General features: G+C 65.9%; 16 protein-coding genes and 1 tRNA gene. 15 read left to right on the forward strand and 2 right to left on the reverse strand.

Going from position 1 to position 20,002, the window contains the following annotated elements; translation table 11 throughout:
- The 7 genes from ACODSU_RS13320 to ACODSU_RS13350 all read left to right on the forward strand — a co-directional run bounded on the left by ACODSU_RS13320 (position 1) and on the right by ACODSU_RS13350 (position 6,660).
- Positions 1 to 1,116, forward strand: a complete 1,116-nt coding sequence (locus tag ACODSU_RS13320) for an NAD(P)/FAD-dependent oxidoreductase (protein WP_488842658.1) — start codon at positions 1 to 3, stop codon at positions 1,114 to 1,116.
- On the forward strand, positions 1,113 to 1,409 hold the full coding sequence (locus ACODSU_RS13325) for a 2Fe-2S iron-sulfur cluster-binding protein (protein ID WP_488842659.1): 297 nt from the start codon (positions 1,113 to 1,115) through the stop codon (positions 1,407 to 1,409). Before ACODSU_RS13320 ends, ACODSU_RS13325 begins: the two co-directional genes overlap by 4 nt.
- Entirely contained in the window at positions 1,400 to 2,749 is a 1,350-nt protein-coding gene (locus ACODSU_RS13330; protein WP_488842660.1) for an FAD-dependent oxidoreductase, read from the forward strand. The genes ACODSU_RS13325 and ACODSU_RS13330 overlap by 10 nt, the downstream gene beginning before the upstream one ends.
- Positions 2,750 to 2,893: 144 nt before the next feature.
- The gene (locus ACODSU_RS13335; protein ID WP_488842661.1) at positions 2,894 to 3,529 is read left to right on the forward strand and encodes a TRAP transporter small permease; all 636 of its coding nucleotides are present in this window, start codon (positions 2,894 to 2,896) and stop codon (positions 3,527 to 3,529) included.
- A gap of 37 nt (positions 3,530 to 3,566) precedes the next feature.
- A complete protein-coding gene (locus tag ACODSU_RS13340) occupies positions 3,567 to 4,832 on the forward strand; it encodes a TRAP transporter large permease (protein WP_488842662.1) in 1,266 nt (421 codons plus the stop codon).
- Positions 4,833 to 4,892: 60 nt separating this feature from the next.
- Positions 4,893 to 5,915 (forward strand): TRAP transporter substrate-binding protein, encoded by a 1,023-nt coding sequence (locus ACODSU_RS13345; RefSeq protein WP_488842663.1) that lies wholly within the window; start codon positions 4,893 to 4,895, stop codon positions 5,913 to 5,915.
- Positions 5,916 to 5,985: 70 nt separating this feature from the next.
- Positions 5,986 to 6,660 carry a GntR family transcriptional regulator gene (locus ACODSU_RS13350; protein ID WP_488842664.1) on the forward strand — a complete coding sequence of 225 codons (675 nt, stop codon included), beginning with the start codon at positions 5,986 to 5,988 and terminating at the stop codon, positions 6,658 to 6,660.
- 176 nt (positions 6,661 to 6,836) lie between these two features.
- Here the strand turns inward: ACODSU_RS13350 and ACODSU_RS13355 are convergent, their stop codons facing one another.
- Entirely contained in the window at positions 6,837 to 8,255 is a 1,419-nt protein-coding gene (locus ACODSU_RS13355; RefSeq protein WP_488842665.1) for an aminotransferase-like domain-containing protein, read from the reverse strand.
- 190 nt (positions 8,256 to 8,445) lie between these two features.
- On the opposite strand from ACODSU_RS13355, the gene gabT reads away from it, so the two are divergent.
- The 7 genes from gabT (at position 8,446) to ACODSU_RS13390 (ending at position 16,438) form a co-directional block, all read left to right on the forward strand.
- Positions 8,446 to 9,750 (forward strand): 4-aminobutyrate--2-oxoglutarate transaminase, encoded by a 1,305-nt coding sequence (gene gabT, locus ACODSU_RS13360; protein WP_488842666.1) that lies wholly within the window; start codon positions 8,446 to 8,448, stop codon positions 9,748 to 9,750.
- A 43-nt stretch (positions 9,751 to 9,793) separates the two neighbouring features.
- Positions 9,794 to 10,891 carry an ABC transporter ATP-binding protein gene (locus ACODSU_RS13365; protein ID WP_488842732.1) on the forward strand — a complete coding sequence of 366 codons (1,098 nt, stop codon included), beginning with the start codon at positions 9,794 to 9,796 and terminating at the stop codon, positions 10,889 to 10,891.
- An 83-nt stretch (positions 10,892 to 10,974) separates the two neighbouring features.
- The gene (locus ACODSU_RS13370) at positions 10,975 to 12,009 is read left to right on the forward strand and encodes an ABC transporter substrate-binding protein (protein ID WP_488842667.1); all 1,035 of its coding nucleotides are present in this window, start codon (positions 10,975 to 10,977) and stop codon (positions 12,007 to 12,009) included.
- A gap of 59 nt (positions 12,010 to 12,068) precedes the next feature.
- The gene (locus ACODSU_RS13375; protein ID WP_488842668.1) at positions 12,069 to 13,331 is read left to right on the forward strand and encodes an ABC transporter permease; all 1,263 of its coding nucleotides are present in this window, start codon (positions 12,069 to 12,071) and stop codon (positions 13,329 to 13,331) included.
- 41 nt (positions 13,332 to 13,372) lie between these two features.
- A complete protein-coding gene (locus tag ACODSU_RS13380; RefSeq protein ID WP_137745621.1) occupies positions 13,373 to 14,191 on the forward strand; it encodes an ABC transporter permease in 819 nt (272 codons plus the stop codon).
- A 150-nt stretch (positions 14,192 to 14,341) separates the two neighbouring features.
- Entirely contained in the window at positions 14,342 to 15,838 is a 1,497-nt protein-coding gene (locus ACODSU_RS13385; RefSeq protein WP_488842669.1) for an NAD-dependent succinate-semialdehyde dehydrogenase, read from the forward strand.
- Positions 15,839 to 16,364: 526 nt separating this feature from the next.
- Positions 16,365 to 16,438 (forward strand) — tRNA-Gly (locus ACODSU_RS13390).
- A gap of 213 nt (positions 16,439 to 16,651) precedes the next feature.
- Here the strand turns inward: ACODSU_RS13390 and ACODSU_RS13395 are convergent.
- Positions 16,652 to 17,560: a pseudouridine synthase gene (locus ACODSU_RS13395; protein WP_488842670.1), complete on the reverse strand. Its 909-nt coding sequence runs from the start codon at positions 17,558 to 17,560 to the stop codon at positions 16,652 to 16,654.
- 195 nt (positions 17,561 to 17,755) lie between these two features.
- Here ACODSU_RS13395 and ACODSU_RS13400 point away from each other — a divergent pair, with 195 nt between their 5' ends.
- Entirely contained in the window at positions 17,756 to 19,927 is a 2,172-nt protein-coding gene (locus tag ACODSU_RS13400; protein WP_488842671.1) for an AsmA family protein, read from the forward strand.
- Positions 19,928 to 20,002 lie beyond the last annotated feature (75 nt).

Below are 20,002 nucleotides of genomic sequence, written 5' to 3' on the forward strand. Positions count from 1 at the left end.
ATGCAAACCACCGACGTCCTTGTGATCGGCGCTGGCATCGTCGGCGCGGCCTGTGCCCATTCGCTCGTGCAGGCCGGGCTGTCGGTGCGGATCATTGATGCGCGCCTGGGCGGTGCCACGGCGGCAGGCATGGGCCATCTGGTGGTGATGGATGACAACCCGGCTGAGCTGGCGCTCAGCAAATCGTCGCTCGACCTCTGGCACGCATTGGCACCGCAGATGGATGCTGGCTGCGCCTTCACCGCCTGCGGCACGCTCTGGCTGGCTGCCAACGAGGAAGAGCTGCTGGCTGCGCACGCCAAGCGCGCCACCTTGCAAGCCCAAGGCGTGGCCTGCGAGATGCTGGATGCCGTAGCCCTCGCCCGCGCAGAACCTGCGCTGCGCCGCGGCCTGGCGGGCGCGCTGAAGGTGAATGGCGACAGCGTGGTTTATGCCCCGCGTGCCGCCCAGTGGCTGGTGGCCCAGGCTGCAGCGCATGGAACCGTGGTTTTTGAACAGGCCGAAGCCGCGCAGATCGACGGCCACACCGTCACCTTACGGGACGGCAGCCAGCGCAGCGCAGGCGCCATCGTGCTGGCCAGCGGCATCCAGGCCACGCAGCTGTGCCCCGGCCTGCCGCTGCGCCCCAAAAAGGGCCACCTCGTCATCACAGACCGCTACCCCGGCACCGTGCACCACCAGCTGGTGGAGCTGGGCTACATCACCAGCGCGCACCACAGCGATGGGACCTCGGTGGCCTTCAACGTACAACCCCGGCCCACGGGGCAACTGCTGATCGGCTCGTCGCGCGAGTTCGACACCACCGACCCGGCCGTCAACAACGCCGTGCTCGCGCGCATGCTGCAGCGCGCGCTCGACTACCTGCCCGGCCTGGCGGACCTGAACGCGATTCGTACCTGGACGGGTTTTCGCGCTGCCACGCCCGACAGCCTGCCCATCATCGGCCCGCACCCGACGCACCCCCACCTGTGGCTGGCCGTGGGCCACGAAGGGCTGGGCGTGACCACGGCCCCCAGCACCGCACAGCTGCTGGCCGCGCAAATCACCGGCAGTACACCGCCCATCGACCCCATGCCCTACGCCGCGCAGCGTTTTGATTCGTGGGGTGCCGCATGACGCGCTCCGCCCCCCACACCCTGACCGTGCAGATCGTCGTGAACGGAATCCCCCGGCAAGTGCCAGCGGGCACCAGCGTGGCTGCCGCGCTGGCGCAACAACCGCCGGGCACCACACGCACCTCGGTCGCTGGCGAGCCGCGCGCGCCGCTGTGTGGCATGGGCGTGTGCCACGAATGTCGCGTGCGCATCCAGGGCCGCATCCGCCTTGCGTGCCAGACGGTGTGCGCCGAAGGCACGGCCATCGACACCGATGCAGGCACCGCTCCCGGGAGCGCCACACCATGCCCCTGACACCCATGTCTGTACCGGTCGCCATGCACGAGCGCTGCGACATCCTCATCATCGGCGCGGGCCCGGCAGGCATGGCGGCGGCCCTTGCCGCTGCGCCCAGCGGTGCGGCCATCACGGTGGTGGACGACAACCCCCAGCCCGGCGGCCAGATCTGGCGCGATGGCCCACAGGTGGCCCTGCCGCCGCTGGCGCAGCAGCACCGCGCGGCCCTAGCCAAGCACGCCAACATCCGCGTGCTGACCGGCACCCGGGTGGTGGGCCTGGGCGCACGCCAGCCCACCGACAAGGCCCCCGCCCTGCTGCTGGAAGACGCCGACCGGGGCTGGACCCAGCACAGCCACCGCATCATCCTGTGCACCGGCGCACGCGAGTTGCTGCTGCCCTTCCCCGGCTGGACTTTGCCCGGCGTGACGGGCGCGGGTGCGCTGCAGGCCCTCATCAAGGCGGGGCTGGATGTGCGCGGCCAGCGCATCGTGATCGCTGGCACCGGCCCGCTGCTGCTGGCGGCCGCCGCCACGGCCACGCAAGCAGGCGCCACCGTGGTGCGCATCGCCGAGCAGGCCGCCTGGGCAGCACTGGCAGGCTTTGCGGCGCAGCTGCCGCGCTGGCCTGCCAAGGCGCTGCAGGCTCTCGCCTTGATTCACCCCGGCTTGCGCGCAAGCACCCATGTGCTGGAGGCACAGGGCACCACCCAGGTGCAGTCCGTGCGGTTGCGCAAGGGCGTGCACGCAGAAGAAACCATCGCCTGCGACCGCATCGCCTGCGGCTTTGGCCTGGTACCCAACACCCAGCTGGGCCAACTGCTCGGTTGTGTACTGGGTGGACCGCTGAGCGGCGGCATGGGTCTGGCGGTGGATGCGCAGATGCGCACCACGGTGCCGGGCGTTTTGGCGGCCGGGGAAAGCACGGGCTTTGGCGGCAGCGAGCGTGCCTTGGTGCAGGGCGCCATCGCAGGCCACACAGCCGCAGGCCACGTTCAACAGGCCCAGGCATTGCGCGCACAGCTTGTGCGCTGGGAAGGTTTTGCCCAGGTACTGCAGACCTCGTTTGTGCTGAACGAGCAGCTCAAGGCCCTGCCCCGGCCTGACACCCTGGTGTGCCGCTGTGAAGACGTGGCCCATGCCGACCTGGCCCCCCGCCAGGGCTGGATCGACGCCAAGCTGCACACCCGCTGCGGCATGGGCGCCTGCCAGGGGCGCATTTGCGGTGCAGCCACACAGCACCTGTTTGGGTGGACACCGACCGCGCCCCGGCACCTGCTGGCACCTGCACGCATCGGCACCCTGGCCGCCTGCGGCGGGCCTGCGCCGGAAGGCCCCAGCGCAGCGCCGCCTGCCTGACCCGAAGCCTTTTCTCCAGCTCAGCAGCGACGCCCCCCACAAGCAACAGGCATTCATCTTGCTTGCAAATATATCTGCCAGATATTAAAAATTCAGTCTCACCAAGCCGCCTGCCCAAGCCCCTTCCACCCCGAGCACCGCACCATGCCATCCACCCGCAGTCCCTTCCCACCACTCACTGCCACGCCGCGTGCACCTGTTCGCTGGGTGCTGGCGCTGTCCACGCAGGTTCTGCGCATGGAGCGGCATCTGCTCACCGCCCTCATGACGTTGCTGGTGCTGCTCATCCTGCTCAACGTGGTCACGCGCTACACCGGGATGCCTATCTACTGGGTGGACGAAGCGGCGGTCTACACCGTGGTGTGGCTGACCTTTGTAGGCGCGTCGGTCATGACGCGGCTGCGCATGGACTTTGCCGTGACCATGCTGACCGACCACCTCGGCGCGCGGGGCGCCAAGGCATTCAAGGTGGTGGCCACGTCCGGCGTGCTGCTGTTTGGCCTGGCCATGCTGGTGATGTGCTGGGTGTGGATGGACCCCATCGGCATTGCGCGCTACGGCTTTGACGCCAAGGAGTTTGCGGCCGAGAGCTTCAACTTCATCTACACCGAGCGCACCCAGACGCTGAACTGGCCCACCTGGGTGCTGCAGCTCATCCTGCCGATCTTCTCGGCCACCTTCAGCGTGCATGCGCTGGCCAACCTGCTGGAAGACATGGGCGCCGCAGAGCGTGTGCAGCACGCAGGCTTTGACGTGGTCAACGCCGACGCCGTGAACTGAACGCCACCCACCCCTGCAAACCCACCGAGCCCCGACCATGATCACCACCCTGTTCTTCCTCGCCGCCTTGATGGTGGGTGTGCCCATCGGCGCGTGCCTGTGCCTGTCGGGCGCGGTGTACATCCTCAGCATCGGCAGTCCGGTGCTGTTCCAGTCGTTCCCCATGCAGATGTTCGGCGGGGTGGACAGCTATGGCCTCATCGCCATCCCGCTGTTCATCCTGATCGGCGAGATCATGAACAGCGGCGGCATCACGCGGCGGCTGGTGGACCTGTCGATGGCCTTCATCGGCTCGGTCAAAGGGGGGCTGGCCTACGTGAACATCCTGGCCAACATGCTGGTGTCGTCCATCATCGGCTCGGCCACTGCGCAGGTGGCCATCATGTCGCAGGTCATGGTGCCCGAGATGGAGAAGCAGGGTTACGACAAGACCTTTGCGGCGGGCCTCACGGTGTACGGCGGCATGCTCGGGCCCATCATCCCGCCCTCCGTGATGTTTGTGGTCTACAGCGTGTTGGCCCAGGTGGCCGTGGGCGACATGCTGATTGCAGGCATCCTGCCCGGCGTGCTGCTCACGCTGCTGTTCTTTGTCGTGATCGCGCTCATGGGTTTTGTCTACAACTACCCCCGCAGCGAAAAGCGCACGCTGGCCCAGCGCGCACGCACCGTGGTGCAGGCCAGCCCCACGCTGCTGATCCCCATCATCATCGTCGGCTCCATCCTGAGTGGCGTGGCCAACCCCACCGAATCGGCGGCCGTGGGCGCGCTGGTCTCGGCGCTGGTGGGCCGGTATGTGACGAAGGAATTCCGCTTCAGCGCCATGCCCGCGATCCTGCTGCGCTCGGCGATCTACTCGGCCATCGTGCTGTTTCTGGTGGCGGCAGCGGCCGTGTTCTCGTGGCTGCTGATCTACGGCAAGGTGCCGCAGATGGTGGCCGCCTGGGTGCAGACGGTGGCGCACGACCCGGTCACCTTCCTGCTGCTCACCAACGTCATCCTGCTGGTCATCGGCACGGTGATCGACGGCATCCCCGGTCTCATCATGACCGCGCCCATCCTGCTGCCGATTGCCACCGAGGTCTATCACATCGACCCGCGCCACTTTGGCGTGGTGATCGTCGTCAACCTGGTGTTGGGGCTGATGACCCCGCCCGTGGGTCTGAGCTTTTTTGTCGCGTCGGCCGTCACCGGGGCCAAGCCCGGAAAGATGTTCATCGTGACCCTGCCGTTTTTCATCATCAGCTGCGTGGCGCTGGTGATGTTGTCGCTGTTCCCCAGCCTGTCGCTCGGCCTGCTCAAGTAGCGGGGCATGCCGTCCGACAGATCCGTCCCCCTCCCAACGTTCTTTCACACGGAGTTCACCATGACGACCCAGCCTGCCCGCCCAGTCTCCCGCCGCCACTTCATCCAGCGCCACGCCGTGGCCGCAGCCGCCGTCACGGGGCTGGGCTTTCCGGCGCTGGTGCGGGCCGCCGACGCCAAGGAATTCCGCCTGGGCCTGATCACGCCCGCAGGCCACTCGTGGAACCGCGCCGCGCTGCAGTTTGGCGAGGCACTGAAGAAGGAAACCGACGGCCGCCTGAGCGTCACCGTCTTCCACTCGGGCCAGCTGGGCAACGAGGCGGCGATGATGCAGCAGCTGCAGTCCGGCGCGCTGGACATGGGCTGGATCCAGGCGGCCGAACTGGGCTCGCGTGTGGCCAGCATCGCGGCCATCAATGCGCCCTACCTGGTGCGCTCCACGCCCGCCGTGGCCAAGCTGGTCAAGCACCCGGCCGCCACCAAGCTGCTGGAAGTGCTGCCGCGCGAGACCGGCACCATTGGCCTGGGCTGGGGCATCACCGGCATGCGCGCCGTGTTCTCCACCAAAGACATCAACCTGCCCACCGACATCAAGGGCATGAAGCTGCGCATCAACCCCACGCCCGTGTACCGCGACTTTTATCAAATGCTGGGCGCCGCCCCCACGCCCATCCCCACACCCCAGGTGTTCGATGCGATGAGCAACGGCCAGGTCGATGGGCTGGAGGCCGACATCGAGTTCTCGTGGAACCAGCGTTTTGACAAGGTGGCCAAGACGCTGCTGCAGATGAATGCGCTGTTCATGCCGTTTGCACCGCTGGTCTCCGGCCGCATCTGGCAAGGGCTCGACGCCAAGGACAAGGACATCATCCGCAAGCGGGTGGCCCAGTCGCTCGATGCGCAGATCAACGACATCGTGACCACCGAGGCCGGGCTGATCGAGAGGTTCAAGGGCACGTCCATCGCGTTCAAGACGGCATCGGCCTTCAACCCCGAGAGCACGATCCAGGAGTTTGACAAGCTGTGGCTGCCCAAGGCACCGCAGATTGCCGAGCTGCGCAAAGCGGGCGCCAGCCTGGCCTGATGGCAGCGGGGCCGCTACCGCAAGCCACTAAGATGCGGTCTGCAACCCCGCTCCCCACACCCTGCTCCCCATGACCACCCGCAGTGCCCCCATCCAGCGAGACCCTGCGCCCAAACGGCGCGCGGCCGACGTGGCCTATGACGCCATCGAGGCCATGATCTCCACCCTGCAGCTGCAGCCCGGCTCGCCCGTGGTGGAGGCCGAGATTGTGGAAAGCACGGGCCTCGGCCGCACCCCCGTGCGCGAGGCGCTGCTGCGCATGGTCTCCATCGGGCTGATTGCGCAGCAGCCCCGGCGCGGGCTGCTGGTGTCGCACATCGACCTGGCCGACCACCTGGACGTGATCCAGACCCGCCGCGTGCTGGAGCGCCTGATCGCATCCTGCGCCGCGCGGCGCGCCACGGCGCCGCAGCGCCAGGCCATCGTGCAGTGCGCCGAAAAAATGGTGGAAGCCGCCGCACGCGGCCACTTGGACGACTACATGCAGGCCGACCACGCGCTGGACGTGGTGGTGCACCAGGCCAGCCAGAACCATTCGGCCGTCAAATGTGTGCAGCCGCTCATCGTGCAGTGCAGGCGCTTCTGGTACGCCTACCAGCACGAGGGCGAGGTGTCCGAAGGCGCACGCGCCCACATGCAGCTGGCCCAGGGCATTGCCAGCGGCGACGAAGCGCACGCCATGGCCGGGGCGGAGCAGCTGATGGAGTACCTGGAGCGGTTTGCGCGGCGCATCATCGACCGGTAGGCGCCAGGCCCTCCGGCAAGGAAAGCGGGGTAGCTTGCCCGCTCACTACATATTTGATAGCAAACAAGCCATATTGCACTAGCGCATGGTGCCAAAAATGCTTGAAAACGCATTCAGAGAGGCTGTTTGCGATCCCGCAGGGGACTGCGCGCAGGCCCTCAGTGCATGGAGCCGCCCTATTCCGCCACCTGCTGCCCCAGCAGGATGCGCTGCTCCAAGAAGCGCCACAGCCGCTCGTCCTGGCTGAATGACACGTTGAAGCGCAGCCAGCCCGTGGGGCGCGGCTCCACCAGAAAGAGCTGGCCGGGGCCGAGCATGATGCCCGCGCCCGTGGCCTCCTTCGACAGCTCGGCGCTGTCGGGCAGATCAGGGTGGCGCGCCCACAGGTACATGCCCGCCTCGGGCTCGTGGAACAGCTCAAACCCCAGGTTCAGCAGCCGCCGGCCCACCGCGCGGTGCGCCTCAGCCAGTCGCTCGCGCAGCGACTTGAGGTGCTTGCGCCAGCGGCCATCGGTCACCACGCCGAAGGTGATGCGCTCGGTGATCTCGGAGGACGTCAGGCCCGAGATCATCTTGAGCTGCACCAGCTCATCCAGCAAATCGCGCCGCGCCGCCACATAACCCGTGCGCAGATTGGGCGAGATGGTCTTGGAGAAGCTGCCGATGTAGACCACGCGGCTGAGCTGGTCCAGGCTGGCCAGCGAGGGGCGCACGGTCGAATCCATGTCGGCGTAGATGTCGTTCTCCACCAACACAAAGCCATGCTGCTCGGCCAGCTGCAGCAGGCGGTGCAGGTGCGCGACCGACGCCATCGAGCAGGTGGGGCTTTGCAGGCGCGGCTGGGTGAAGAACACCGTGGGCCGGTGTGCGGCCAGCAGGGCCTCCAGCGCAGGCAGGTCATAGCCCGTGGGGGTGCGCGGCACGCCCACCACCTGCGCGCCCGCAAAACGCAGCATGAAGTGCAGGTTGGGGTAGCCGGGGTCGTCCACCAGCACCACATCACCGGGCTTGACCAGGCGGCGCGCCACCAGATCCAGCGCCTGGCTGGAGCCCTGGGTCAGCAGCACCTGGTCGGCATCCACCGCCAGGTGGTGCTCGGCCAGTGATTCGGCCACCACCATGCGCAGGGCCATGTGGCCGTGCGGCAGGCCATAGCCGTCCAGCTCCGGGCCATCAGACGACAGCTGGCGCATGCTCCGCTTGACCGCATCGCCAAACAGCCAGTCGTGCGGCAGCCAGCCGCAGCCCGGTTTCATGGGCAGGTTGCGGTTTTCAAAAATTTGCTTGAGGTACCAGCGCGCATCAAAACGGGGCACCGGCCGCGCTGGCGCACCAGCCCCGGGCGCCACGCCTTCATCGCCCCGCCGCTTCACAAAAAAGCCAGCATTGGCGCGCGACACCAGCCAGCCCTGCGCCACCAGGCGGTCGTAGGCCTCGACCACGGTGAACACGCTCACGCCATGCGCAGCGGCAAAAGCGCGGATGGACGGGAGCTTGCTGCCGGGTTTGAGCACCTGCCCAACGATCAGGCCCCGCAGCCCATCAACGATCTGGCTGACCAGCGGTGTCTGCAGGTCCGGGCTGAGAGTGAGCATCAGGAGGGGAAAAAAGGAGGCGAATTGTGCACCGGCTTGGCGCACACCAAATCAGGGATTGCCTGTACAGGATTTTAGACCTGCACAGTGCGCGCCAAACAGCGCTGCGCTGTACATGGACGGTGTATGGCGCGACTTCCAGAATCCGCTCCATTCCTTCATTTCCTCGTCACCCAGCACACCGACCACCATGCAGCAAGACCGCCACTTCACCAACGCCGCCCTCCTCACCCGCCGCCACGCCGCCGTGGCACGGGGCGTGGGCCAGGCCCATGACCTCTTCATCCAAAAGGCCCGCAACGCCGAGCTGTGGGATGTGGAGGGCCGCCGCTTCATCGACTTCGCCGGTGGCATCGCCGTGCTCAACACCGGCCACCTGCACGCTGGTGTGATTGCCGCCGTGAAGGCGCAGCTCGACCTGTACACCCACACCTGCTTTCAGGTGGTGGCGTACGAGCCCTACGTGGAAGTGTGCGAACGCCTGAACACGCTGGCCCCCGGCGCGTTTGCCAAGAAGAGCCTGCTGCTCACCACGGGCGCTGAGGCCGTGGAGAACGCCGTCAAGATCGCCCGCGCCTACACCAAGCGCCCCGGCGTGATCGCCTTCACCGGCGGCTACCACGGCCGCACCAACCTCACGCTGGGCCTCACGGGCAAGGTTGCGCCTTACAAGATCGGGTTTGGCCCGTTCCCGGGCGAGACCTACCACGCCCTGTTCCCCAACGCGCTGCACGGTGTGAGCGTGGAGCAGGCGCTGCATTCGGTGGAGCTGATCTTCAAGAACGACATCGAGCCCGAGCGTGTGGCGGCCTTCATCGTCGAACCCGTGCAGGGCGAAGGCGGCTTCTACGTCGCCCCACCCGAATTCATCAGCGGCCTGAAGGCGCTGGCCGACCGCTACGGCATCCTGCTGATTGCCGACGAGGTGCAGACCGGCGCAGGCCGCACCGGCACCTGGTTTGCCAGCGAACAGTGGCCCGTGGCGCCCGACCTGATCACCACCGCCAAGTCGCTGGCGGGCGGTTTTCCGCTGGCGGGCGTGGTGGGCCGCGCCGATGTGATGGATGCGCCCGCCCCTGGCGGCCTGGGCGGCACCTATGCCGGCAGCCCCGTGGCCTGCGCTGCCGCGCTGGCCGTGATCGAGGCCTTTGCACAAGAGAAGCTGCTGGCCCGCAGCCAGGACATGGGCGCGCTGCTGGTGCGCGGCCTGAAAGACATCGCGGCCAAGGTGCCCGCCATTGGCGACGTGCGCGGCCTGGGCGCCATGGTGGCGATTGAGTTGTTTGAAAACGGCGACCTGAGCCGCCCCGACGCCGTCCTGACCAAGCAGGTGGTGGCCGAGGCCGCACGGCGCGGGCTGATCCTGCTGTCGTGCGGCACGCATGGCAACGTGATCCGCATCCTGGTGCCGCTGACCGCCTCGGACGAGTTGCTGCACGAAGGTCTGGCCATCCTGGCCGACAGCCTGAAGGCCGTGGCTGCGGCCACGAACTGACATGCGCCCGGCCCTCCACTCCACCTACCAGGCACCGCCCGCCATGAACCAGCCTGCCGAACCCCTGGTGCGCTTTACCGGCGTGCAAAAGACCTACGACGGCGAGCAGCTGGTGGTGCGCGCGCTGGACCTGGACATCCAGCGCGGCGAGTTTCTGAGCCTGCTGGGCCCGTCGGGCTCGGGCAAGACCACCACGCTGATGATGCTGGCCGGGTTCGAATCGCCCACAGCGGGCGACATCCTGCTGGACGGCAAGCAGATCACGCGCACACCACCGCACAAGCGCAACTTTGGCATGGTGTTCCAGAACTACGCGCTGTTCCCCCACCTCACGGTGGGCGAGAACGTGGCCTACCCGCTGACGGTGCGCAAGGTGCCCAAGGCCGAGCAGGCCGAGCGCGTAAAGAAAGCGCTGGACATGGTGCGCCTCGGTGGCATGGCAGACCGCCTGCCCGCGCGTCTGTCTGGCGGCCAGCAGCAGCGTGTGGCGCTGGCGCGTGCGCTGGTGTTCAACCCGCAGCTCGTGCTGATGGATGAGCCTCTGGGTGCGCTGGACAAGCAGCTGCGCGAGCACATGCAGATAGAGCTGAAAGAGCTGCACCGCCAGCTGGGCGTGACCTTTGTGTACGTGACGCACGACCAGGGCGAGGCCCTGACCATGAGCGACCGCGTGGCCGTGTTCAACGAAGGCGTGATCCAGCAGCTGGCCGATGTGGAGAGCCTGTACGAAACCCCCAGCAACCGCTTTGTGGCGGGTTTTGTGGGCGACAGCACCGTGCTCTCGGGCACGCTGCAGGGCGCTGGGGCAGACGCCGCCATCCAGATGCCCGGCGGCTTTCTGCTGCCCGGCATCAACGTGAACCAGGCCCCCGTGGGCGCGCGGGTGCAGGCCTGCGTGCGGCCCGAGCGCATCGTGCTGCACCCGCAGTCCGAATACCCCCGGCCCAACGCCATCCCCGCCACCGTGGCGCGCACCATTTACTACGGCGACCACCTGCGCCTGGTCTGCGAGCTGGGCCACGGCCAGGAGCCGGCCACCGTGAAGCGAGCCCTGTCGCCCCTGGGCACCAGCCACGCGCAGCCGGGCGACCGGGTGTTGCTGGAGTTCCCGCCCGCTGCCACGCGCATCTACTCCGTGTGAGTGCGTTGCACAGCCTCGCTCCCGTCACTTTCCCTGTTTGCCTTCCCGTTCCTGTTCCTCCACTACCCAAGGAAATCTGCACCATGAAAAAGAGCCTCATCGCCTGCGCATTCCTGGCTGCCTGCCTGGTCGCCCTGCCCAGCTTTGCGCAACAGCAACTCACCGTCGTGAACTTCGGCGGCGCCAATGCCAACGCGCAGAAAAAGGCGTTCTACGAGCCCTATGAAAAGCAGGGCACCAAGATCGTGGCCGTGGAATACAACGGCGAGCAGGCCAAGGTCAAAGCCATGGTCGAGACCAAGAAAGTGACCTGGGATGTGGTGGAGGTCGAATCGCCCGACGCCGCACGCGGCTGCGACGAGGGCCTGTACGAAAAGCTGGACTACAGCAAGATCGTGCCCAAGGTCGACCTGCTGCCAGCCGCCGTGCACGAGTGCGCCGTGGGCATCTTTGTATGGTCCACCGTGATGGCCTACAACGGCGACAAGCTCAAGACCCCACCTACGAGCTGGGCCGATTTCTGGGACACCAAGAAGATCCCCGGCAAGCGCGGCATGCGCAAGGGCGCGCGCTACAACCTCGAATTCGCCCTGCTGGCCGATGGCGTGAAGCCCGCCGATGTGTACAAGGTGCTGGCCACCAAGGACGGTGCTGACCGCGCGTTCAAGAAGCTGACCGAACTCAAGCCCAACATCCAGTGGTGGGAAGCCGGTGCCCAGGCGCCCCAGTTCCTGGTGGCGGGCGATGTGGCACTGACCACGGTGTTCAACGGCCGCATCGACGCCGCCAACCGCGAAGGCCGCAACCTCAAGATCTACTGGCCCGGCGGCATCTACGACCTGGACTACTGGGCCATCCCCAAGGGCACGCCCAACAAGGATGCGGCCGTGAAGTTCATCGCCTTCACCATGCAGACGCCGCAGCAAGCGGCCTACGCGCAGAACATTGCCTACGGCCCGGCCAACAGCAAGGCGCTGGCGTCGCTGGACAAGAAGGTGCTGGACGACCTGCCCACCTCGGCCACCAACGCCAAGGAAGCGCTGCAATTCAACGTGGGCTTCTGGGCCGACCAGGGTGAGGCGCTGGAGAAGCGCTTTGCCGCCTGGGCCACCCAGTAAGCCTCCTGTATTGCCCCTTTGAAGATGCCCTTGTGAAACGCTGAGAGCAGGACACCCGCATGCAAGCCACCCTGGCCCATCCCCACGCCATTGCCTCCACCGGCAGCCCCCCCGGTGCGCTGCGCCAGGCCCTGGCGCGCGCCGAGTCACGCCGCAAATGGCGCGCCTTTGCGCTGACCTTGCCACTGCTGGTGTTCCTGCTGCTCACGCTGCTGGTGCCCATTGCCGCGCTGCTGCAGCGCGCGGTAGAAAACCCCGAAGTCGCCAACGCCCTGCCCGCCACCATGCGCGCGCTGGACGGCTGGGACCGCAAGGACGCCCCCGGCGCACCCGCCTACGCCGCGCTAGTGCAAGACCTGGCCCGCCTGCCCGACAGCTCCGACGCCGGGGCGCTGGCGCGGCGGCTCAACACCGAAGTGCCCGGTGCGCGCTCGCTCATCATGGGCGCGTACCGCGCACTGCCCATGGAGGGCACACCCGAGGCCATCCGCGCGCAGCTGCTGGACAAGGACCCGCGCTGGGCCGAAGCGCCGCTGTGGCAGGCCATCGCCAAGAACGGCGCGCGCTGGACGCCCGACTACCTGCTTGCCTCGGTGGACCTGCAGCGCGACGCACTGGGCCACATCGAGCGCATGCCCGAGGAGCAACGCGCGTTTGGCGGCATCCTGCTGCGCACCTTCCACATCAGCCTGGTGGTCACGCTGGTGTGCCTGCTGCTGGGTTACCCGCTGGCGTGGTGGCTGGCCACCTTGCCCGCCCGCCCGGCCAATGTGCTGATGATCCTGGTGCTGGTGCCGTTCTGGACCTCCATCCTCGTGCGCGTGGCCGCATGGATCGTGCTGCTGCAGTCCGAAGGGCTGGTCAACCGGGGGCTGATGGGGTTGGGCCTGATCGAGCAACCCCTGGCGCTGCTGTTCAACCGCACGGGCGTGGTCATTGCCATGGTGCACATCCTGCTGCCCTTCATGATCCTGCCGCTGTACAGCGTGATGAAAAGTGTGCCGCCCAGCTACCTGCGCGCGGCGGTGTCGCTGGGCAGCTCGCCGGTGGCAGCGTTTTTTCGGGTGTATGTGCCGCAAACCTACCCCGGCATTGGCGCGGGCGCGCTGCTGGTCTTCATCCTGGCCATCGGCTACTACGTCACCCCTGCGCTGCTGGGCGGGGCGGACGACCAGATGCTGAGCTACTACATCGCCCGCTACACCAATGTGGAAGTGAACTGGGGCATGGCCTGCGCGCTGGGCGCCCTGCTGCTGGTGGCCACGCTGGTGCTGTATGGCGTGTACCGGCGCTTTGGCAAGGCCGAGTTGAGCCTGGGCTGACCCCAGGTGGACCCATCTTCTGACGCAGAAAGCCACTGACCATGTTCCGCCTTCCCTCCTTCCCCCTCTATGCCACGCTGGCCGACAAGCTCGGCTGGTGGGCCGTGCGCGCGCTGTGTGTGGCCGTGCTCGCCTTCTTGCTGGCGCCCATTCTGGTGATGGTGCCGCTGTCGTTTTCCGAGAGTTCGTTCCTCGCCTACCCCATCCACGGCTGGTCGCTCAAGTGGTACCAGAACCTGTTCGAATCCGCCGAATGGGCGCGCGCCACGCGCAACAGCTTCATCGTGGCGCCTGCGGCCACGCTGATTGCCACGGTGCTGGGCACGCTGGCGGCGGTGGGTTTGTCGCGGGCGGACTTCCGCTTCAAGGGACTGCTCATGGGCATCCTGATCGCGCCCATGGTGGTGCCCATCATCGTGGTGGGCGTGGCCACCTACCTGTACTTTGCGCCGCTGGGCCTGGCCGACAGCTACCTGGGCCTCATCGTCGTGCACGCCGCGCTGGGCGCACCATTTGTGCTGACCACCGTGCTGGCCACACTGGCGGGCTTCAACCACAACCTGGTGCGGGCTTCTCTGAGCCTGGGCGAGACGCCACTGAACACCTTCTTCCGCATCACGCTGCCAGTGATTGCACCGGGGGTGATCTCGGGCGCGCTGTTTGCGTTTGCCACCTCGTTCGACGAGGTCGTGGTCACGCTGTTCCTGGCCGGGGCGGACCAGTCCACCCTGCCGCGCCAGATGTTCAACGGCATCCGCGAAAACATCTCGCCCACCATTGCCGCGGTGGCCACGCTGCTCATCCTGTTCACCACCAGCCTGCTGCTGGCACTGGAATGGCTGCGCGGCCGCCGCGCATGACCGACATGCTGCCAGTGGCTGCCACCTTGGCGACCAACGCAATGCGTCCGGGCGTGCTAGCCTTTGGCTAGACCACGGCCCTGCGGGCAAACGCGTCTGGCTTTCCTTTCGTCTTTCCTTCGTCACGCCCCTCTTTCTGGAAGCAATCCCATGGACATGAAGACCTCCCCCCTCGCCCTGCTGAACGACCCCACACTGCTCAAGACCGACGGCCTCATCAACGGCCAGTGGGTCGCAGGCAGCAGCCGCTTTGACGTGAACGACCCGGCCACAGGCCTGAAACTGGCCGATGTGGCCAACCTGGGCCCGGCCGATGCAGAGGCCGCCATTGCCGCCGCCAACGCCGCCTGGGGCCCCTGGAAGACCAAAACCGCTAAGGAGCGCAGCATCATCCTGCGCAAGTGGTACGACCTGCTGATGGCGAACCAGGACGACCTGGGCCGCATCATGACCGCCGAACAGGGCAAGCCCCTGCCCGAAGCCAAGGGCGAAGTGGCCTACGGGGCGAGTTTTGTGGAGTGGTTTGCCGAAGAAGCCAAGCGCATCAATGGCGAGACCCTGCCCCAGTTCGACAACAACCGCCGCCTGCTGGTGCTCAAGCAGCCCATCGGTGTGTGCGCGGCCATCACGCCATGGAACTTCCCGCTGGCCATGATCACGCGCAAGGTCGCGCCCGCGCTGGCCGCCGGTTGCCCTGTGGTCATCAAGCCTGCCGAGCTGACGCCGCTCACCGCCCTGGCCGCCGCAGAGCTGGCCATCCGCGCGGGCATCCCGGCCGGGGTGTTCAACATCCTGCCGGCCGACAGCGACAACTCCATCGCCATCGGCAAGGTGCTGTGCGCGAGCGACGTGGTGCGCCACATCAGCTTTACCGGCAGCACCGAAGTGGGCCGTATCTTGATGGCGCAGTCGGCGCCTACGGTCAAGAAAATGTCGCTGGAGCTGGGCGGCAACGCGCCCTTCATCGTGTTCGACGACGCCGATATCGACAGCGCCGTGGAAGGCGCCTTTGCCAGCAAGTACCGCAATGCGGGCCAGACCTGCGTGTGCACCAACCGCTTTTATGTGCAGGAAGGCGTGTACGACGAGTTTGTGGCCAAATTCGCCGCCAAGGTGAAGACGGCCAAGGTGGGCAACGGCTTTGAGGCCGGTGTGAACCAGGGCCCGCTGATCGAAGAAGCCGCGCTGACCAAGGTGCAGCGCCACGTGGACGACGCGCTGGCCAAGGGCGGCCAAGTGGTCGCGGGCGGCCAGCGGCTCACAGCTTTGGGCTCAGGCCAGTTCTTTGAACCCACGGTGGTAGCCAACGCCACGGCCGACATGCTCTGCGCCCGTGAAGAAACTTTCGGCCCCTTCGCCCCGGTGTTCAAGTTCAAGACCGAGCAGGAAGCCATCGACGCAGCCAACAACACCGAGTTCGGCCTGGCCAGCTACTTCTACAGCCGCGACGTGGGCCGCATCTTCCGCGTGACCGAGGCGCTGGAATACGGCATGGTCGGCGCCAATGTAGGCATTCTGGCCACCGAGCATGTGCCTTTTGGCGGCGTCAAACAATCCGGCCTGGGCCGCGAAGGCTCGCACTACGGCATGGACGACTATGTGGAGATCAAGTACCTGTGCGTGGGGGACATCCAGAGCGGCAAGTGAGCGCCGGCGCGCTCTGCTATCAATTTAATAGCTGATTGCATATGAATATCAAGTACCAGGGCGCATTGGAGTACAAAAATACCCCTCTGCGACCTGATTCGCTCGATAGCGTCACTCCACCGCCTGGACGCAACGGTAAGTCGCCTCGAAACGACCCACTTGATTGGAGAGTTCTGCCGCGAGGCCATACTTAGCGCAGTGCTTCTCTGCCGCTCTGAGCGCTCCATCCGAGCCCAGAGTGGAGTTTTCCCAACTGATCGACACTGATTTTTCGTTTCCGACAATGATGAAAGGCGCTGGCGGCGAATACGTGCACCCACCAAGACTGGCAGCCCAAACCAGCAACCAGGCTGGCACCCAAGGGGCCACCGTTTTTTGAAGGTCATCCATGCAGTTGCAGTGTATCGGACAGCATCCGCTTTTCCGCAGCCGCCACTGCGGCCCAGTGAGCTCTCATGTGGCCGGACCACAGCCAGACCGGCATTGGAGGTTGAGCCTGCAGATGCTGCCTATAATCCAGACTACTGCGGGTGTAGTTCAATGGTAGAACGGCAGCTTCCCAAGCTTCATACGAGGGTTCGATTCCCTTCACCCGCTCCATATTCCCGACATTCCAAGCCTCCCAGGCAACAACGTTTGGCGGGCTTTTTCATGGGCGAATGTCGGCATGTTGCGCCGCCTGGCGACTTGGTGCGGCAGGCAGGGGGCACTGCCTTCGATCATAAACCCCTTGCACGGAGCTCAGCAGGGTCTCGTTAACGAAGCCCGCTTTGGTAGCTGCGGCCTGGAGCCACAAGCCGGCCGCCGATGAGCTCAGGGCAAGACCAGAGCCTGCTGGCTTTCAAAGACTCTCTGAACCCCTGTCACCGGATCCACAAACTCCAGTGACCTTGCCAGCAACTGCAAGGGCCGCGAATAGTCACCTTCGGGCGGGTCGTTGACCACGGGGTAGAACGGATCGTTGCGCAGCGGCAGTCCCAGGGCCGCCATGTGCACGCGCAACTGGTGCCGCTTGCCAGTGATGGGTGACAGGCGGTAGCGTGCCCAATCACCGGCCACCTCCAGCACCTGCATGTGGGTGTGGCTGTTGGGCTCGCCGGGCACTTCGTGCATGCGAAAGAACTGCGGGCTTTCTTCCAGACGGCTGGCATGGTCGCGGGGAAAGACTACGTCCGCGCGCCAGGGCGCAATCGCGTCGTAGTGCTTGATGATCTGCCGGTCACGGAACAAGGCCTGGTAGACACCACGGGTGGGCTGCTGCACCGACAACATCACCAGCCCGGCTGTATCGCGATCAATACGATGCAGAGGTGACAACTCGGGTAGCCCCAGTCGACGCTTCAGCCGCACCAGCAAGGTGTTTTGCAGATAACGACCCGAGGGCGTAACCGGCATGAAGTGAGGTTTGTCCGCCACTACCAGATGCTCGTCCTGGTACAGCACGGTTTCGCTGAAGGGCAACGCGGGCTCCGCCGGGAGGCTACGGTAGTAGTAAAGACGCACACCACCCTCGAAGGGCCGTTCGGGCTGAACAGCCTGCCCGTGCTCATCCACCACATCACCCGCCTTCATGCGGTCGTACCAGCCATCACGGGACACTGCGGGCAGTCGATGCACCAGGAAATCCAGCATGCTGCCCTGCCCGCGTGTGGGCAGCACCACACAGCTGGGGCTCACCCCGTCGCGCACCGGCAGGACATGGGGATGACGGGGGTTGTGCATGGCTTGCGAATTCTAGGAGGGATCGACATGCGTAACCGCACAGCATCAGACCCCGCATGGGCCGACGTGTCCCCAGCCCCGCACGGCAAGAAGATTGTCCACGCGTTCCCACTCTGTAGGACAAGCGCGCCAAAAGGCCTGCAGCGCAGTGCGAAGGGCCCAAAGTCACGTTCTGCGGGCTAGCATGACCGTTCTATGACGAGCCCTCCGACCAACCACGCTACCAACCCATCGCCCCGCACCGTAGCTCAACCCGCATTCCCAAGGAGACAAGGCAGCCGCGGGGTACGCATAGCCTGGGGTGTGGCGGCGAGCGTGATGGGGCTGCTTTTGATTGGCGCGGTGACTTTGACCCAGTGGGACTGGAATCGCGCCAAGCCCTGGCTGAACCAAGCCGCCAGCGAAGCGAGCGGACGACAGTTTGCGGTGGAAGGCGACCTGTCCGCTTCCTGGCACTGGCCGCAGCCCCTCGAAGAGGGCTGGCACCGCTGGATACCCGGCGTCACCGTGCAGGGCACGCAGCTGGTTCTGCAAGACCCCCCAGGGTTCGCCCGCACAGGGAGGAGCGCAGAACCGCGCCCCACGGCCAGCGCGGAGGTGGCACGCGCGTCGCTCAAGCTCTGGCCGTTGCTGGCTCGTGAAGTGGTGATTGATACCTTGGAACTCTCTGGCCCGGATATCTCACTGGCTCGGCTGCGCGATGGCAGCAACAACTGGACCTTCCCCCAAAAAGACCCCACCGATACGAAGACTCGCTGGTCGTTCAGTGTCCATCAGCTGGTGGTTCGTAAAGGCCGACTGGGGTATGCCGACGCCACACAGGACCTTGAACTGACAGCCCGTGTCGATACCTTGCCACAAGAGACGGTAATGGCGCCCCCGCACGCTGCAGCCTCGTCTGCGGCCAGCGCAGACGTTGCTTCTGGTTCCCCACGCTATGGTGTGCGATTCGATGTGCTGGGTACGATGGGCAAAGCACGCATCGAAGGCCACGGCAAGGCCGGCTCCGTCCTCACACTGCGTGACAAGCAAGTGAACTACCCCCTGCAATTCACAGCCAAGGCGGGCAGTGTGGAAACAGCGGTTCAGGGCATATTGGCCAACCCGGGCGACCTGTCAGGCATGGATTTTCAGGTCATGCTCAAGGGCGCCAGCATGGCGGATCTGTACCCGCTCACGGGCCTGGTTCTGCCCAACACACCTGCGTTTCAAACCCAGGGCCGACTGCAGGGTAGCCTGCAGCCGGGCCGCGCCGTGTGGAACTACCGTGACTTCACCGGAACAGTCGGTCAGAGCGACCTCCACGGCAATCTGCGCTTTGTATCAGGGGCGCCGCGCGGCAAGCTGTCGGGAGCCATCACATCCAACCAATTGCGGCTTGCAGACCTGGGGCCAGTGCTCGGGACAGCCACCACGGCGAAGGCCCGAGCGGGTCGGAATGGCAGGGTATTGCCCAACGCGGCCTTTGCCACCGATCGTTGGAGCAACATGGACATGGATCTGAAATTCTCGGGACAACGAGTGATCCGCCCCGACAGCCTGCCACTGGAAGACCTCAGCGTGCACGCGGTGCTCGACGATGCAGTGCTGCGCCTGGAGCCTTTGCACTTTGGCGTAGCCAAAGGCCAGATTGAGTCAAAGCTGGTGCTGGACAGTCGCAAACGACCGCTCACGGTACGCATGGATACCCGCGTGCAAAACCTGCGACTCGCTGCCTTGTTCCCCGAGGTGGAATTGACGCGTAAAAGCCTAGGTCGGCTGGATGGGGCCATCGCATTGAATGGCCAAGGCAACTCCGTGGCGCAATGGCTCGGCACAAGCAATGGCGAGGCGCGCCTGTACGTTCGCGAGGGAACCCTGAGCCGCGAACTGCTGGACCGCGCTGCGCTCAACGTCGGCAGCATTGTGATTGGCAAACTGTTTGGCGACGACAAGGAGGTGCAGCTCCGGTGCGCAGTGGCTGACCTGGCGGTGCGCGAAGGGGTTGCCACGGTCCGCACTGCCAAGCTGAGCACCAACGAAGCGGTGGTGGATGTCACCGGCACCATCGACATGGCAGACGAGCGCCTGAACCTCAGCGTGAAGCCCGCATCCTTGGAGTGGAAGTTCTTTTCTTTGCGCACTCCGTTATATGTGCGCGGCACGCTGGGCAAGCCCGACGTGGGCGTAGAACCGGGCCCCTTGCTGCTGCGCGCAGGTGCAGCCATTGCCGCCGCAGTCGCGGCGCCTGCAGCCTTGGCACTGCTGCCGGTCACAGTCCCCGGCGCTGACGACGATGCTCAGTGTGCGCCCTTGCTTGCTCAGGCCACACAACCGGTCAAGGCGGGGCGTGCTCGCATTCCGGCCGCGCGCACGCCATCACGCTAGAAAACACCTAGACATCGCCTCGGGTGGTGTATGCCCCCAGCGGCCATCGCCAATGAAAAAGCCCACGGTTGACGC

The sequence above is a fragment of the Acidovorax sp. FG48 genome, assembly GCF_057809085.1.